At 68.8% G+C, this 16,381-nt stretch carries 15 protein-coding genes; 3 read left to right on the top strand and 12 right to left on the bottom strand.

Translation table 11 applies throughout. From position 1 onward, the window contains the following. Positions 1-87: 87 nt before the first annotated feature. Positions 88-726, top strand: a complete 639-nt coding sequence (gene serB, locus EI982_RS12180; RefSeq protein ID WP_157689955.1) for a phosphoserine phosphatase SerB — start codon at positions 88-90, stop codon at positions 724-726. A 5-nt stretch (positions 727-731) separates the two neighbouring features. Here the strand turns inward: serB and EI982_RS12175 are convergent, their stop codons facing one another. The 8 genes from EI982_RS12175 to EI982_RS12140 all read right to left on the bottom strand — a co-directional run bounded on the left by EI982_RS12175 (position 732) and on the right by EI982_RS12140 (position 9,498). After that, positions 732-2,021, bottom strand: coding sequence for an O-acetylhomoserine aminocarboxypropyltransferase/cysteine synthase family protein (locus EI982_RS12175; protein WP_157689954.1), 1,290 nt, complete (start codon positions 2,019-2,021; stop codon positions 732-734). A gap of 130 nt (positions 2,022-2,151) precedes the next feature. Next, positions 2,152-2,871, bottom strand: coding sequence for an ABC transporter ATP-binding protein (locus tag EI982_RS12170; protein ID WP_157691180.1), 720 nt, complete (start codon positions 2,869-2,871; stop codon positions 2,152-2,154). Beyond that, the gene (locus EI982_RS12165) at positions 2,868-3,632 is read right to left on the bottom strand and encodes an ABC transporter ATP-binding protein (RefSeq protein WP_157689953.1); all 765 of its coding nucleotides are present in this window, start codon (positions 3,630-3,632) and stop codon (positions 2,868-2,870) included. Before EI982_RS12165 ends, EI982_RS12170 begins: the two co-directional genes overlap by 4 nt. Further along, positions 3,629-4,492, bottom strand: coding sequence for a branched-chain amino acid ABC transporter permease (locus EI982_RS12160; protein WP_157689952.1), 864 nt, complete (start codon positions 4,490-4,492; stop codon positions 3,629-3,631). Before EI982_RS12160 ends, EI982_RS12165 begins: the two co-directional genes overlap by 4 nt. 6 nt (positions 4,493-4,498) lie before the next feature. Then, a complete protein-coding gene (locus EI982_RS12155; RefSeq protein ID WP_157689951.1) occupies positions 4,499-5,440 on the bottom strand; it encodes a branched-chain amino acid ABC transporter permease in 942 nt (313 codons plus the stop codon). A gap of 67 nt (positions 5,441-5,507) precedes the next feature. After that, complete coding sequence (locus EI982_RS12150) at positions 5,508-6,818, bottom strand: ABC transporter substrate-binding protein (protein WP_157689950.1); 1,311 nt, start codon at positions 6,816-6,818, stop codon at positions 5,508-5,510. Positions 6,819-7,009: 191 nt separating this feature from the next. Next, positions 7,010-8,236, bottom strand: coding sequence for a homoserine O-acetyltransferase MetX (metX, locus tag EI982_RS12145; protein ID WP_157689949.1), 1,227 nt, complete (start codon positions 8,234-8,236; stop codon positions 7,010-7,012). After that, a complete protein-coding gene (locus EI982_RS12140) occupies positions 8,233-9,498 on the bottom strand; it encodes an O-acetylhomoserine aminocarboxypropyltransferase/cysteine synthase family protein (RefSeq protein WP_157689948.1) in 1,266 nt (421 codons plus the stop codon). The genes metX and EI982_RS12140 overlap by 4 nt, the downstream gene beginning before the upstream one ends. Before the next feature lie 127 nt (positions 9,499-9,625). On the opposite strand from EI982_RS12140, the gene EI982_RS12135 reads away from it, so the two are divergent. Next, positions 9,626-10,735 carry a pyridoxal-phosphate-dependent aminotransferase family protein gene (locus EI982_RS12135; RefSeq protein WP_157689947.1) on the top strand — a complete coding sequence of 370 codons (1,110 nt, stop codon included), beginning with the start codon at positions 9,626-9,628 and terminating at the stop codon, positions 10,733-10,735. Here EI982_RS12135 and EI982_RS12130 read toward each other — a convergent pair. From EI982_RS12130 to EI982_RS12115, 4 genes are read right to left on the bottom strand one after another with little or no spacing between them, the layout of a single operon-like run. Further along, a complete protein-coding gene (locus EI982_RS12130; RefSeq protein WP_157689946.1) occupies positions 10,730-11,554 on the bottom strand; it encodes an ABC transporter permease subunit in 825 nt (274 codons plus the stop codon). The two genes, EI982_RS12135 and EI982_RS12130, sit on opposite strands and share 6 nt — an antisense overlap. Then, on the bottom strand, positions 11,551-12,474 hold the full coding sequence (locus EI982_RS12125; protein ID WP_157689945.1) for an ABC transporter ATP-binding protein: 924 nt from the start codon (positions 12,472-12,474) through the stop codon (positions 11,551-11,553). Before EI982_RS12125 ends, EI982_RS12130 begins: the two co-directional genes overlap by 4 nt. 46 nt (positions 12,475-12,520) lie before the next feature. Further along, positions 12,521-12,790: a DUF7967 family protein gene (locus tag EI982_RS12120; protein WP_157689944.1), complete on the bottom strand. Its 270-nt coding sequence runs from the start codon at positions 12,788-12,790 to the stop codon at positions 12,521-12,523. A gap of 53 nt (positions 12,791-12,843) precedes the next feature. Next, positions 12,844-14,460, bottom strand: coding sequence for a methyl-accepting chemotaxis protein (locus EI982_RS12115; protein ID WP_199243609.1), 1,617 nt, complete (start codon positions 14,458-14,460; stop codon positions 12,844-12,846). 109 nt (positions 14,461-14,569) lie between these two features. Between EI982_RS12115 and EI982_RS12110 the strand changes: the two genes are divergently transcribed. Then, on the top strand, positions 14,570-16,306 hold the full coding sequence (locus EI982_RS12110; RefSeq protein WP_157689943.1) for an excinuclease ABC subunit C: 1,737 nt from the start codon (positions 14,570-14,572) through the stop codon (positions 16,304-16,306). Positions 16,307-16,381 lie beyond the last annotated feature (75 nt).

The raw sequence follows: 16,381 nt of genomic DNA, 5'->3' as shown, positions 1-16,381 counted from the left end.
CGCGTCGTCCGTCCCTGGCGACGGTCGGAACCAGACCGCCCCGACGGGTGGCGAGGGATTCAAACCCCCGGCCGGCGAGGGGTCGGTATGCGACTCGTCGCCTTCGACTTCGACGGCACGCTGTCGGACTCCGAGATGACGGTCCTGCTCGGGGCCCAGCGCGGCGTCGACGACCGCATGGCTTCGATCACCGAACGGGCGATGAACGACGAACTCAGCTACGCCGAGAGCCTACGCGAGCGGGCGTCGCTGCTTGAGGGGCTCGCCCTCGACGACGCCGACGACGCCTTCGACCGGGTGCGCCTCCGCTCGGGTGCGGCCGACCTGATCGCCCGCCTGAACGACGCCGGCCACCACACGGCCGTCCTCACCGGCGGGTTCGAGGGCGGCGTCGAACGCGCGCTCGACCGCGAGGGCGTCGCCGTCGACACCGTGATCGCCAACCGCCTGCCCGCGAGCGGGGGCCGCCTGACCGGCGACGTCGAGGGGCCGCTGATCGAGGGGACGAAAGACGAGGCACTGGAGTCGCTCGCCGCCGACCGCGACCTCCCCCTGTCGCGGACCGTCGCCGTCGGCGACGGCGCCAACGACCTCCCGATGCTCGAAGTCGCCGGCCTCTCGGTCGGCTTCCTCCCCAAACCCGCCGTCCGCCCCGCCTGCGACACGGTGGTGGCATCGATGGATCGGCTAGGGCGGGTGTTCGAGGAGCAGGGACTCCTCGGGTAACCGCGTCACGTCGCCGCGTCGATGGCCCGATCCAGGTCGGCGACGATGTCCTCCACGTCCTCGAGGCCCACCGAGAGGCGGACCATGTCGGGCGTGACCCCCGCGGCCGCCTGCTCCTCGTCGGTCAACTGCTGGTGGGTGGTGGAGGCGGGGTGGATCACCAGCGTCTTCGCGTCGCCGACGTTCGCGAGCAGGGACGCGAGTTCCACGTTGTTCACCGTGCCCTTCGCGGCCTCGTAGCCGTCCGCGAGGCCGAAGGTGATCATGCCGCCGTAGCCCCCGTCGAGGTACTCGCTCGCCGCGTCGTGGGTCTCGTGGGACTCCAGTCCGGGGTAGTTCACCCACGCGACGTCGGGGTGGTCCGCCAGGTGTTCGGCGACGGCCATCGCGTTCTCGCAGTGGCGGGCCATCCGCATCGGGAACGACTCCAGTTTCTGGAGCGTGACCCAGGCGTCGAACGGCGACTGGGTGTTGCCGAGGTCACGCAGGCCGCGGGCGATGGCGGCGTAGGTGAAGCCCGCGGGCGCGAACGTCTCGTGGAAGTTGACGCCGTGGTATGCGGGGTTGTCCTGCCCGATTTCGGGGTAGTCCTCGGCGTACGCGCCCCAGTCGAAGGTGCCGCCGTCGACGAGGACCCCGCCGACGGTCGACCCCGACCCGTGGAGCCACTTGGTCGTCGAGTTCCAGACCAGGTCCGCGCCGTGTTCGACCGGCCGGCACAGGTACGGCGTGGCGAACGTGTTGTCGACGAGCAGCGGCACCCCGTGGTCGTGGGCGATGTCGGCGACGCGCTCGATGTCGGGGGTGACGAGCGCGGGATTGCCGATGGTTTCGAGGTGGACGTAGGCGGTGTCCTCGTCGATGGCCTCGGCGTAGGCGTCGTAATCGAGGGTGTCGACGAAGCGGGTGGTGATCCCCCGGCGCTCGACGGTGTGGGTGAGGTAGGTGTAGGTCCCGCCGTACAGCGCCGACGCGGTGACGATGTTGTCGCCCGACTCCGCGAGGAGGAAGGTCGCGAGGTCGAGCGAGGCCATCCCCGAGGCGGTGGCGGCGGCGCCGACGCCGCCCTCCAGCGAGGCCAGGCGCTCCTGGAGGGTGCCGACGGTGGGGTTCATCAGCCGCGAGTAGATGTGTCCCTCCTTCTCCAGGGCGAACTGCCCCGCGGCGTCGTCGGCGTCGTCGAAGACGTAGGAGGTGGTCTGGTAGATTGGCGGCGCCCGCGCTCCCGTCGAGGGGTCGGGTGACTGGCCGGCGTGGAGGCTTCGCGTGTGGAATCCGGGTTCCTCGTCTGGCATAGTTAACCGTTCGCCCCCTACGGGTTAAAACCGGCAGACAGAAGCGGACTCTGCCGGCGTCTGCGACGCCGCCACGAAACGTGGCTCGGTCCGCGGGAGCCGCGGTGTCGCGCGGGCGATGCCGTTCGGCTCAGTCGGTGCCGAGGTAGAGTTCGGCCACCTCGTCGCTGTCGAGCAACTCCTCGCCGGTCCCCTGGAATCGGTTCTCTCCCATGTCGAGGACGATGCCGCGATCGGAGCGCTTGAGCGCCGCCCGGGCGTTCTGCTCGACCATCAGGATGGGCGTGCCGGCGTCGTTGATCTCGACGATCTTCTCGAACATCTCCTCGACGAGTTGGGGGGCCAGCCCCGCCGACGGCTCGTCGAGGACGAGCAGGTCGGGATCGAGGATCATCGCGGTTCCCATGGCGACCATCTGCTGTTGCCCGCCGCTGAGGGAGCCGGCTCGCTGCTCCGCGCGCTCCTCGAGGACGGGGAACTGCTCGTACACCTCCTCGAGTCGCTCGTCGAAGTCGAACCAGTCCTTGCCTTCGGCCGGCCACGCTCCCATCTTCAGGTTCTCCATGACCGAGAGGTTCGGGAAGATGTTGTCGTTCTGGCGGACGTAACAGACGCCGTATTCGACGATTTCCTCCGGCGGCTTGCCGGCCAGGTCGGTGCCGTCGAAGACGACCGACCCTTCCCGCGCCTCGACCACGCCGACGATGGTCTTCAGCAGGGTCGACTTCCCCGCGCCGTTCGGGCCGATGATCGTAACCATCTCGCCGTCGGCCATCTCCATGTCCACGCCGTGGACGATGATCGCGTCGCCGTAGCCGCTGACGACGTTCTCGAGTTCGAGTAACATCAGACTTCGCCTCCCAGGTACGCTTCGAGCATCCGCTCGTCGGACTGCACTTCCTCCGGGGTTCCCTTCGAGAGCACTCCGCCGTCGTGCATCCCGATGACGGTGTTGGAGATGCGCATGATCGCCTCGATGTCGTGTTCGACGACGAGGAACGTCATGTCGCGCTCGTCGCGCAGGTCCATGATGCGCTGGAGGAGGCGATCGGTCAGGTCGGGGTTGACGCCGGCCATCGGCTCGTCGAGCAACAGGAGCTCCGGGTCGGCCATCAGCGCCCGTCCGAGTTCCAGCAACTTCCGCTGGCCGCCCGAGAGGTTGCCGGCGTACTCGTCGCGCAGGTCCCAGAGTTCGAGGAATTTCAGTAGCTCCTCGGCGCGGTCACGCGCATTCCCCTCGAACTCGCGGACGCTACTGGTGTTCGCGGCCGCCGCGAGCACCTTTTCTCCGGGGTTGTTCTGCGACGCGAGCAGCATGTTGTCCATCACCCGCATCCCGGTGAGCTCCTGTGCGATCTGGAAGGTCCGCACCAGACCGCGCTGGGTCCGCTCGTTGGGCGCGAGGTCGGTGATGTCCTCGCCGTCGAACGTCACGGTCCCCTCGTCGGGCTTGTGGAAGCCCGCGAGCAGTTTGAACATGGTGGACTTGCCGGCACCGTTCGGACCGATGACGCCGACGATTTCCTGGCGCTCCACCTCGAAGGAGACGTCGTCGACGGCGACGATGCCGCCGAACGTCTTCCGGAGGCCGTCGGCTTCGAGGAGCGTCATCGGGTCGCCTCCCCGAACAGGCCGTCCGGACGAGTCAACAGCCCGATGATCAGTGCGACGAGACCGACGCCGAACTTGTACTCCGAGGGGATGACGGCGACGCTCACTTCCTGTGCGAGGCCGATGAAGTAGCCACCGGCGACGGCACCCTTGGGGTCACCGATACCGCCCAGGATGACCGCCGCGAAGATGGCGATCAGGGCGGTGAAACCCATGTTCGGGCGGATCTGTGCGTCGAGTCCGAGCATGATGCCGCTGAGGCCGGCAATGGCACCGCCGATCAGCCAGACGTACAGGACGAGTTTCTCCGTGTCGACGCCGCGGATGCGCGAGAGCATCCGATCGTCGGACGCCGCGCGCATCGCGATGCCGATCCGGGTCCGACGGAGCATGACGTAGACACCGAGCAGCAGGAGCAGGCTCACGACGATGATCGCAACCTGCTCGACGCTGAACCGGATCCCCAAGAACGAGGGGTTGGCCTCCATCGGGAGCTCGTAGAAGTGCCCGCTGGGCCCCCAGATGGCGCGCAGCAGGTTCCGGATGAAGAAGGCCACGCCGATCGAGACGATGAGCAGCGTGATCGGGCTCCGGGTCCGGAAGTGCTGGAAGACGAGTTTGTCGAGGACCACCGAACCGATGGACATGAAGAGGATGCCGGCGACGATGGCGACGCCGATCGGCAGTCCGACCTGTGCGTTGACCGCCCAGGCGACGTACGCACCGGCGGCCATGTAGTCGCCGTACGCGATGTTGATGAAGTTGAGGATGCCGAAGATGAGCGTCAGCCCCAACGCGGCGACGGAGATGATGCTTCCGACGACCAGTCCGTTCCAGATGAGTTGTGGATCAAGTACCATCGATGATCACTCCGACGTACCGGCCTGCAACCGCTCGGCGTCGCCGAGCAGGCCCTCCGGCCGGTAGTAGAGGACGAGAATCAACACCACTCCGACGACCATCAGTCGGATGTAGGAGAGTTGGTCGCCGAAGGGCACGTCGCCGGGGATGAACCGCGTGATCTGTCGGAGTCCCACGATGACGCTGGCCCCGAGGATCGCGCCGCCGTAGCTCCCGGCACCGCCGATGATGACGGCCGCCCAGATCAGGAATGTGATGCTGGGCAGGAACATGATCGACGAGATGGCGTAGACGTAGTGCGCCCAGAGGCCGCCGGCGAGGCCGGCGATGGCCGCGCCGATGCCGAACGACTTCAGCTTGAAGACGTAGGTGTTCTTGCCGAGTGCGAGGGGCACGTCGTCGTTCTCGCGGATCGCGTGGAGCACCCGGCCGAACGGGCTGGACGAGAGCCGTTCGAACAGCAGGTAGCAGACGGCGACGATGGCCCACACGAGGACGAAGTAGAAGAGGTCGTAACTGACCGGGATCGCGCCGTCGAGCGGGCGGGGGATGTTCTTCAGCGTCTGGGCCCCCGTCGTCAGCCACGCCTCGTTGTGGATCAGCAGCCGGATGAGCTCCGCGGCACTCAGCGTCACTATCGCCAGGTAGTCGCCCTCGAGCCGGACGCTCGGGAGGGCGATCAACACGCCGACGACGCCGGCGAGGGCGGTCCCCGCGACGAGGCCGACGATGATCGGGAAGTCGAACCCGACGACTCGCGTCGCGAGGCTGCCGGTCGCCGGCGGCGTCGTGAGTATCGCGGACGTGTACGCGCCGACCGCGAAGAAGGCCGCGTGTGCGAAGTTCAACAGCCCGGTGTCGCCCCAGTGCATGTTCATGCCGATCGCCAGCAGCGAGTAGATGCCGGCGATGATGCCGACGACCAGCAGTAGGTCTACAAGCGCCATGGTTCGATGTGGTTCATGTGTTGAATATTGGGAGTTGGTGTGCGTCTGCGGACGTTACAGACGAGCCTCAAGCGGTCAGTTCCTCGGTCGAGAACGTCGTCAGCTCGGTCCACTCGCCGCCCTCGACTTCGAGGACGGAGAACGGTCCGACGGGGTCGCCGTCCTCGTCGAAGTTCTGCGGGTTCGACGCGCCCTGGTAGTTGATCTCGTTGCCGGCTTCGAGTTCCTCCTTCCCTTCGGAGAAGGTGGTGACCTCGGTGCCCTCGGGGCGGGCCACCGGGTTGATGTTGTCCGTGATGGCCTGCCGGGTGGCCTCGCCGGCGCGCTGGGCCGCCAGCGCGATGAGGTTCATCGCGTCGTAGCCGGCGGCACCGAAGGTGCCCGGTGCCTGACCGTGCATGTCCTGGTGGGCCTGCTGGAACTGGTCGTACGCCGGGCCGGGCGCGGGAGCCTGCCCGAAGATCGGTGCCTCCGCCATCACGTCGGGGCCGATGCGCTCGATGAAGTCGGCCGTGATGACGTCGTTCCCGATGAAGATGGGGATGTCGAGGTCGGCCTCGATGTAGTTGCGCATGAACAGCGCCGACACCTCGGTGCCGGCGGTCATGGAGATGACGTCCGCCCCGGAGTCGGCGATCTCTTGCATCTCGCTGCGGTAGGAGTCGGAGTTGATGGCGAGGGCCACGTCCGCGACCTGCTCGCCGCCCTGGCCGGTGAAGTAGTCCGCCACCGCCGCCGAGAAGCTCTGGGACCCCTTGTCGTCCTTGTACACGACCGCCATCTGGGTGTAGTCGTTGTCGAGGGCGTACTGGCCCTGCGCGCGCCCGGCGATGGCGTCGCTCGGGACCGTCCGCCAGAGGTAGTCGTCGGGGCCACCCACGTCGTCCAGTTGGGTCGTCCCCGCGGAGACGGAGAGCATCGGCAACTGGGCGTCCGCGACCGGCTGGAACAGGTTCGGGATCACCGTACTCGACGGGCCGAGCGTGGCCACGACGCCGGCTTCGTCGAGGGTGTTGAACCCTGAGACGGCCGCTTGCGGCGTCGTCTCCGTGTCCTGTTCGTTGATCTCGATCTCGCTCCCGAGGACACCGGCGTCGTTGATGTCGGCGAGGGCGACGTCGCGGCCGCGGGCGGCGTTCGGACCGACCCAGCCGAGCCCCTGGCTGAACGGGGCGAGGGTGCCGACGAGGATCGAGTCGCCACCGCCGTCGCCGCCACCACCATCGCCACCGTCGCCACCACCGCCATCGCCACCGTCGCCACCACCGCCATCGCCGCCGTCGCCACCGCCCCCACCGGAGCAACCGGCGAGTCCAACGATACTTGCCGCGCCTGCTGCCTTGACGAATCGCCGTCGTCGAACGGTCCTGTCGGTCATCTTCAGTCACATGCCAGTTGCTTACCTGCATTAACGTTTGTGGAATAAGCGAATGATAACAATCCACACGAACAGACGACGGACGTCCGATTCGACCCACCGCTAGTCGGGTGCCGAAGACGGCGTCGGATCACCCGTGATCGTCGGTCGAGTGTCCTCGGAGCGGGCCGGGTCGACGGGTGGCCGCGCCCTCACCCGCTGAACAGCGAGTTGTGGACCGGCGCGAAGTCCGCCTCGGCCTCGCCCCCGTCGTCCTCGCTCGCGGTGTCGTGGATGGCGCGGCCGTCGAGGCCCTCCGCGAGGAAGTCCCGGAGCGGCGGCCCCACCTTCTCGGGTTCGACGAGGAAGGCGTCGTGGCCGTGGTCCGACTCGACGACGTGGTGGGCGACGGGGACGCCCGCCGTCCGGCAGGCCTCGGCGAGCGACTCCGACTGCGCGACGGTGAAATGCCAGTCGCCGGTGAAGGACATGAGCAGGGCCTCCCCCTCGAAGGCGCCCAGGGCGTCGGCGTCGCCCTCGTACCCCTCGCTGAGGTCGTAGTCGTCCATCGCCCGGGTGAGATAGAGGTAGGAGTTGGGGTCGAAGCGGTCGACGAACTTCTCGGCCTGGTAGTCGAGGTAGGACTCCACCTCGCGGTAGGGGAAGTAGGCGGCGGCGCGGTCGGCGGGGAACGACCGGACGGCGTCCCGCCCGGCCGCCCGGCGGCCGAACTTCTCGCGCATCGACGTCTTCGAGAGGTACATCACGTGGCCGATCTGTCGGGCGAGCGCGAGGCCGTCGGTCGGCCGCTCGCCGCCGTAGTAGTCCCCACCCCGCCAGGCGTCGTCGGTGGTGATGGCCCGGCGGGCGATGGCATCGAGAGCGAGACACTGCGAGTCGAGGCGTGCGGCGGCCGCGACGGGGACGATCCGTGCCACGTCGTCGGGATACTGCACCGCCCAGTCGAGGACGTTCATGCCCCCCGCGCTCCCGCCGACGACGGCGTGCAGACGGCCGACGCCCAGGTCGTCGAGCAGACGGCGCTGAGCCTGCGTCCAGTCGCCGACCGTCACGGGTGGGAAGTCCGTCCCCCAGGGCTCGCCCGTCTCGGGGTTCTCGGCCGGCGGGCCGGAACTTCCGTAACAGGAGCCGGGGACGTTCGCACAGACGACGTAGTACTCGGTGGTGTCGATGGCCTTCCCCGGCCCGACGATGTCGTTCCACCACGCCCGCGCCTGCCCGGCCGTCTCGGCCAAGCCGGCGCTGGCGACGTTCTGGCTCCCGGTGAGCGCGTGACAGATCAGGACGGCGTTGCTCCCCTCCTCCGTCGCCTCGAAGTCGCCGTAGGCCTCGTATGCCACCTGCAGGTCGTCGATGGACTCGCCACACTCGAAGGTGAACTCGCCCAGGCTCCGCGTCCCGCTCTCGACGGAGGTCATCGCAATCCACGCTCCAGGTCGGCGACGATGTCGTCGACGTCCTCCAGGCCCACCGAGAGGCGGATCATGTCGGGCGTGACCCCCGCGGCGCGCTGTTCCGCCTCGCTCAACTGCGAGTGGGTGGTGGAGGCGGGGTGGATCACCAGCGTCTTCGCGTCGCCGATGTTGGCGAGGAAACTCGCCATCTCGACGGTCTCACACAGGTCCTTCGCGGCCTCGAACCCGTCCGCGAGGCCGAAGGTGATCATGCCGCCGCCGCCGTCGAGGTACTCGCTCGCCGCGTCGTGGGTCTCGTGGTCCGCGAGGCCGGGATAGGTCACCCACCCGACCGCCGGGTGGTCGACCAGGAACTCGGCGACGGCCGCGGCGTTCTCGCAGTGACGATCCATCCGCAGGGGGAGCGTCTCCAGCCCCTGGAGGGTGACCCAGGCGTCGAACGGCGACTGTCCGTTGCCGAGGCTCCGGAGCGAGCGGTACCGCGCGGCGGCCGCGAAGGCCCGTTCCCCGAACCGCTCGCTGAAGTCGAAGCCGTAGGCCGGGTTCTCCCCGGCGAGTTCGGGGTAGTCGACCTCGGGATGGTCCCAGGGGAAGGTACCGCCGTCGACGAGGACGCCACCGAGCGTGGTTCCCGAGCCGTGGATCCACTTCGTCGTCGACTCCCAGACGATGTCTGCGCCGTGTTCGAGCGGCCGACACAGGTACGGCGTGGCGAAGGTGTTGTCGACGAAAAGCGGCGCCCGGCGCTCGTGGGCCACCTCGGCCAGTCGCTCGAAGTCCGGCGTCAACAGGGACGGGTTCGACAGCGTCTCGACGTGGACGAAGGCGGTGTCGTCGTCGACGGCCTCGGCGTAGGCGTCGTAATCGAGGGTGTCGACGGTCCGGAACTCGATCCCCCGACGCGTGGCCATCTTCGAGAAGTACGTACTGGTCCCGCCGTACATGTCGGAGGCGGCGACGACGTTGTCGCCGGCCTCGGCGAGGATGCTCGTGGCGGCGTCCAGCGCGGCCATACCCGCGGTGGTGGCGACGGCGTCGGTTCCCCCCGACAACGCGGCCAGTCGCCGTTCGAGGGTCCGGGTCGTCGGGTTCGAGAACCGCGAGTAGATGTTGTCCTCGACGTCCAGGCTGAACCGCTCCGCCGCGTCGTCGGCGTCGTCGAAGACGTACGACGTGGTCTGGTAGATGGGCGGCGCACGGGCACCCGTCGCCGGGTCCGGCTCCTGCCCGGCGTGGAGGCTTCGGGTGTGAAAGCCGTCGGTCATGTGTATGGTGCATATTTCCGGAGCAACTTATAACCGTGAGGTACGGACCGAACGGAGCGTCGTCGTCGCCGGGGGCGGTATCAAAAGGACCATGTCGCCGCGTGCCCCCGTTTCCGGCAGTGGTGGCATGACCGAGAAACGCGAATACACGGACGACTACCCCGACAAGACGCTGTACATCCCCGGCCCCACCGAGGTGCGAGAGGACGTCCTCGATGCGATGTCCCAGCCGATGTTCGGCCACCGGATGGACCGGATGACCGACCTCTATACGACCATCGTCGAGGACACCAAGGACTTCCTCGGCACCGACAAGGAGGTCATCGTCCTGACGGCCTCCGGCACGGAGTTCTGGGAGGCGTCGACGCTCAACCTCGTCGACGAACACATCCTCTGTACGACCTGTGGCGCCTTCGGCGAGCGTCACGCCAACGTGGCCGAGCGGTTGGGCAAGGACGTCGATCGACTCGAATACGAGTGGGGGCAGGCCGTCAAACCCGAAGACGTGCGCCGACGCCTCGAACGCAGCGACGCCGACTACGACGTCGTCACCTGCGTGATGAACGAGAGTTCGACCGGCGTCCGGAACCCGATCGAGGAGATCGGCGACGTGGTCGCCGACTATCCGGACACCTACTTCGTCGTCGACGCGGTGTCGGCGCTCGGCGGCGACCACGTCGACATCGACGCCCACGGGATCGACGTCATCTTCGCCTCGACCCAGAAGGCCTTCGCCATGCCTCCCGGTCTCGCGGTCTGTGTCGTCAGCGACGACGCCTACCAGCGCGAGCTCGAGTCGGACTCCGCGTCGTGGTACGGCGGCTTCCAGCGCTGTCTCGACTACTACGACCGGAAGGGCCAGACCCACTCCACGCCCGCCATCCCGGTCATGCTCGCCTACCGCGAGCAGATGAAACACATGCTCGACGAGGGCCACGCGGCGCGGGATCGGCGCCACCGCGAGATGGCCGAGTACACCCGCGAGTGGGCCCGCGAGCACTTCGATCTCTTCCCGGAGGCGGGTTACGAGTCACGGACGGTGAGCTGTATCCGGAACACGCGGGACATCGACGTCGCCGCGACCATCGACGCCGTCTCCGAGCGGTACGACATGGTCTTCTCGAACGGCTACGGCGACCTCGGCGAGGAGACGTTCCGGATCGGTCACATGGGCGAACACACGGTCGAAAGCGTCGAGGCCCTGACCGACGCCATCGAGGACGTCGCCGACCTATAGGTCGGCCTCGCGGAACCACAGCAGGCCCAGCAGGGGCGGGACGAGGATCCACAGCACCAGCATCAACGTCGCGGACACCTGCATGTTCACCTGGCCCCCCGTGTACAGCGACCCCTCGAGGAACGCGTTCGAGACGATCTTGAACGATCCGGTGGGGTTGATCAGGCGGAGCATCCGCAACACCTGCTGGCCCGTGAGGGGGAGCCACGACGGCCCGCCGCCCATGCCGAGGTAGAGCTGGAGCGGGAACCTGACGGCCCCCCACAGCGGCACGAACAGGAAGTAGATCCCGATGGCGCCGGCGACCGCCCGCCTGCTCGACGACGCGGCCGCGGAGAACCCGACCGCGATGGCGACGAAGGCCACCCCGAGGATCGCCGTCAACAGCGTGTAGCCGACGTAGGACACGACGTCGAAGTTCACGGGTGGCGCGACCAGTAGGACCACCGCGGGCAGGAGAAAGCCCACCGAGATGGGCGCGGCGATGGCCGCCGCCCGTCCGGCCACCTTCCCGAACACCACGTCCGCCCGCGAGTGTGGCAGGGAGAGCAGGAGCTTCAGCGACCCGGACTCCCGCTCGCCGACCACGGCCTTGTACGCGACGACGAGCGCGAGCAACGGCACCAGCGTCGTCACCAGAGCGTCACGGACGACCAGGGAGTTGAGCACCGCGTTCGAACTGATCGTCTCGCCCGGCGCCGGCCGGACGAGATACGCCGCCGCCGACACCAGCAGGACGAACAGCGTGGACAGCCCCGCGACCCACCGCGACCGGATGGCGTCCTGGAAGTCCTTGCGCGCCACGGCGGTCCACGTCATGCCGACACCTCCCCTTCCTCGCCCTCGGTGTACGCGAGAAACAGGTCCTCCAGCGACGTCTCCTCGGTCTGGAAGTCCTCGACCGTCACCCCGACGTCCTCCAGCGCGCCGATGACCGACGTCTTCGCGTCGGCCTCACAGGAGACGGTGACGGTGCCGCCGTCGGTCGTCGCCGAGGTGACGCCGTCGAGTGCCCGTACCGCCCCGAGGTCCTCCTCGCTGGCGGCGTCGACGGTGACCGTCAGCGTCTCGCCCTCGTCGACGGCGCCGCGCAGGCCCTCGATGCTGTCCTCCGCGACGAGTTCGCCCGCGCGCATGATGCCCACGCGGTCACACACCGCCTCGACCTGCCCCAGCACGTGACTGGAGAAGAAGACGGTCGTCCCGCGGTCGGCCTCGGCCCGAACGATATCGCGCATCTCGCGGGCGCCTCCCGGATCCAGGCCGGAGGAGGGCTCGTCGAGGATCAACAGGTCGGGTTCGCCGACCAGCGCCATGCCGAGGACGAGTCGCTGGCGCATCCCCTTGGAGTAGCCGCCGGCCTTGCGGTCGGCCGCGTCGGCGATGCCCACCCGTTCGAGCACCGCGTCGGGGTCGCCGTCCACCTCCTTCGAGCGCATGGCGAACTCGACGTGTTTGCGCCCGGTGAGACGCTCGTACACGTCGTATCCCTCGGGGAGGACGCCCGTCCGACGGCGCACCGCGACGCTGTCGCGGCCGGCGTCCATGCCGAGGACGCGCACCTCGCCTGCCGTCGGGCGGACGAAATCGAGCAACATGTTGATCGTCGTCGACTTCCCCGCACCGTTCGGTCCGAGAAAGCCGAACACCTCGCCCTCGGGGACCGTGAGGTCGAGGTCCGAGACGGCGGTGACGTCGCCGAAGCGTTTGGTCACGCCGTCGAGTTCGATTGCGGCCATGGGAACCCCTTGGTCCAGTCCTGGTTAAAGAGTTTAGGTGTGGGCCTCAGACCGTCTCCTCGGGGTCGTGGTTTTCGGCCATCCGCTCGGCCTCCGCCGCGTACCGTTCCCGCAGCGACGCCTCCTCCACGGGGGCGAGTGCGTCCCGCTCCGCCTCGACGGCCGCGGTGACGCCCCCCGACCGCTCGACGGCGATCGGTGCGCGCTCGATCCGCCGGACGGCCTCGCCGTCGGTCGTCGCGTACACCAGCGAGATCAGCCCCTTGTCGTCGTAGGTCCGCTCGACCAGCCACAGCCGCGTCGATCCGTCGCTCATGGTCGGACTATCGTCGCCCGCGGGTTATATTCGCCCGGATCGTCCGCCTCGACCTACCGGCCGTCGGTGCGCGCTTCGTTCGCCCGCAGTTCGTCCACGCTCCGCACGAGTTCGTCGACCGCCGCGTCGGCCTCGTCGGCCGCCGCGACGATCCGATCGGCGGCCTCGGCCGTCTCGGTCGCCCGATCCCGGAGCGTCTCGATGGTCGCGGTCAGCTCCTCACCGGTCGCCGCCTGGTCGTCGGCCGTCCGGGACACCTCCGCGACGCCGTCCGCCACCCGGTCGATGGTCTCCGCGATCTCCTCGAACGTCTCCAGTACCTCGTCGATCTGTTCGCTCGCCGTCCCGATCCGCTCGACCGACCGGGTGGCGGCGTCGACGGTCTCGTCGGTCTGGGCCTGGAGCGTCTGGATGTCGTCCGTGATCTCCTCGGTGTGTTCGTGGGTCTGCTCGGCGAGACTCTTCACCTCCTCGGCGACGACGGCGAACCCGTCGCCGTCCTCGCCCGCCCGCGCCGCCTCGATGTTGGCGTTGAGCGCCAGCAGGTTCGTCCGGTCGGCCACCTCCGAGATGACCTCGACCACCTCCTCGATGTCGTCCATCCGGTCGCCGAGGGCGGTCACGTCCTCGACGAGTTCCTCGCCCACGTCGACGACGCTCTCGGTCGCCTCGCGGGCGTCCTCGCTCGCGTCCAACCCCTCCGTCGCCGCGCCCCGTGCCTCGTCGGCGGCCGACTCCACCTCGTCGGTCGTCGCCGCCACTTCCTCGATGCTCGCGCTGAACGACTGCATCTCCTCGGCACCCTCCTGGAGCAGGCCGTTCTGGTCGTCGACGTTCTCCGCGATGTCGGCCGCGGCCGTCGCCGTCCGGTCGATGGCGTCGGCCAGCGACTGCGTCTCGTCGTCGACCTGGCTGGCGAGGCTCTCGAACTCCTCGGCCGTCCGGTTCAACTCCGTGACGACCCCCGCGAGGCGGTCGTCGACCGCCCGTCCGTCGGCGTCGAACGCCGCCCGCGAGTCGAGGCGACCGTCGGCCAGGTCGTGGAGCGTGCCCCTGACCTCCTCGACCAGGTCCGCGACCGCCTCCTGTCGTCTGACCTCGTCGGTCCGGTCGCGGATGGCCTGGATGACCGCCACGAACTCCCCGTCCTCGTACAGCGGCATCGACGTGTGTCGGAAGTGACGCGTATTCCCCCAGCGGTCGGTCAGCGTCTCGTCGGTCGCGTACAGCGACAGCGCCTCGTCTTCGAGTTCCACGTCCGACCGCTCGTCGGCCGATTCCGGGGCGTCGAGTACCGTCTGGGCCAGCATCTCCCGCTCCCGTCCGTCCGGGTAGAACACCGTGCTCGGAGCCGTCGACCCGATGGCCACGTCGTCGCCGTTCCCGGTCAGCTCCTCGATGCTGTGGTTCCACGCCGCGATGGCGCCGTCCCGATCGAGGATGAACACCGGCATCCCCACACCGTCGATGAGGACGTCGTCGTCGACGTTGAGGTCCACTTCGACCGTCTCGTGGGCCCCGTTCGTCGCTCCCGTTTCGTCCGTCTCGACGTCGGCGTCCATCGATTCGATCGTGACGGCGTCGTCTCGACCGCCGTCGGTCCGACCCCGTTCGGAACGGGTGTCGCCCGCCGACGGTTCCGATCCGTGTGAGTCGGGAGCGTGATTCATGTGACTGCCGTAGCCACGTCTCTCCTTAACGTTTTCCTACGATTCTCAACGATGAAACTCGCGGTCGACGCGTCAGGCTCATCCGTGCGGAATCGCTACGGACGCGGTGATGGACGCGAGTGGGGTTCGCGAGCGCGCCGCCGACCTCCCGACCGACCCGGGCGTCTACCTCTTCTACGCGGATGCGGACGTCCAGTACGTCGGCAAGGCGGTCGACCTCCGGGACCGCGTCCGCGCCTACGCCGACCCGCGAAGCGACCGCATCCGGCGGATGGTCGACCGCGCCGACCGGATCGACGTGGCGGTCACCGACACCGAGACCCAGGCGCTCCTGCTGGAGGCAAATCTCATCAAGCGCCACCAGCCGCGGTACAACGTCCGCCTGAAGGACGACAAATCCTACCCGCTGGTCCAACTCACCGACCACCGGATCCCCCGGATCGAGGTGACTCGGGACCCCGACGAGGGGGCGACCGTGTTCGGGCCATTCACCGAGAAGGGAAGCGTCGAGACGGTCGTGAAGGCGATCCGCGAGGTGTACGGCCTCCGTGGCTGTTCCGACCACAAGTATCGCGGCCGGGACCGTCCCTGTCTCGACTACGAGATGGGCCTGTGTAGCGCGCCCTGCACCGACGAGATCGATCCCGCCTCGTACGCCGAGGACGTCCGCGCGGCGGTCCGCTTTTTCGAGGGCGAGACGGGCGCACTGGCCGATCCGCTCCGCCGGGAGATGGCGGCTGCCGCGGAGGCACAGTCCTTCGAGCGCGCCGCCAACCTCCGGGACCGCCTCGACGTCGTCGAGTCGTTCCACGGGTCGGGTGGCGAGGCGGTGACCGCGCCGGCCGACGAGCGCACGGTCGACGTGCTGGGTGCGGCGGTGGAAGGCGACCGGGCGACGGTCGCCCGTCTCCACAGCGAGCGTGGCCAACTCGTCGACCGGTCGCGACACCGCCTCGACGCCCCCGAGGGCGAGGACCGCACCGCGGCCCTCCTCGCGGCGTTCATCCCTCAGTACTACGCCGACCGCGACCTCCCCGACGCCGTCCTCCTCCCCGAGCGCCTCGACGACGACGAGGTGCGTGCGTGGCTGGACGCGGCGGGCGTCGCCCTGCGCGTCCCCGGCGCCGGTCGCGAGGCCAAACTGGTCGACCTCGCGCTCAAGAACGCGCGCAGTCGGACCGGCCGCGACGACGGCGGCGCCCGCCTCGCCGACGCGCTCGGCCTCGACGGACGGGTCGAGCGCATCGAGGGGTTCGACGTGAGCCACACGGGCGGTCGGTCGGCCGTCGGCAGCGACGTCTGTTTCGTCGACGGGAGCGCCGAGAAGGCGGCCTACCGCCGGAAGAAGCTCACCGACCGCAACGACGACTACGCGAACATGCGCGAACTCGTCCGCTGGCGGGCCGACCGGGCCGTCGACGGGACGGACGACCGCCCCGATCCGGACCTTCTCCTGATCGACGGCGGCGAGGGGCAACTGGCGGCCGCCCGGGACGCCCTCGCCGAGGCAGGGTGGGACGTCCCCGCCGTCGCGCTGGCGAAGGCCGACGAGCGGGTGATCGCGCCCGACGGCGTCCACGACTGGGACGCCGACGCGCCACACCTCCACCTCTGCCAGCGCGTCCGCGACGAGGCCCATCGCTTTGCCGTCCAGTACCACGGCACCGTCCGCGACGAGGTGTCGACGGCCCTGGACGAGGTGCCGGGCGTCGGCCCCGAGACGCGACGGCGACTCCTCCGACGGTTCGGGAGCGTCGAGAACGTGCGGGCGGCCTCGGTCGCGGATCTACGGGACGTCGAGGGTGTCGGTGAGAAGACGGTCGAGGCGCTGACGAGACGACTGTAGCGAGCAGGCGGCGCCCCGGCGGCGACGCGGGACGTGGCGCCGCGCTCCCGCGAGCGTCCCGCGGCCCTCGTCAGG

Origin of the sequence: Haloplanus salinarum (assembly GCF_009762275.1) — an archaeon.
Lineage (GTDB): Archaea > Halobacteriota > Halobacteria > Halobacteriales > Haloferacaceae > Haloplanus > Haloplanus salinarum.
The sequence above is the reverse complement of the archived record's forward strand: the minus strand, read 5'-3'. Positions and strand labels throughout refer to the sequence as shown.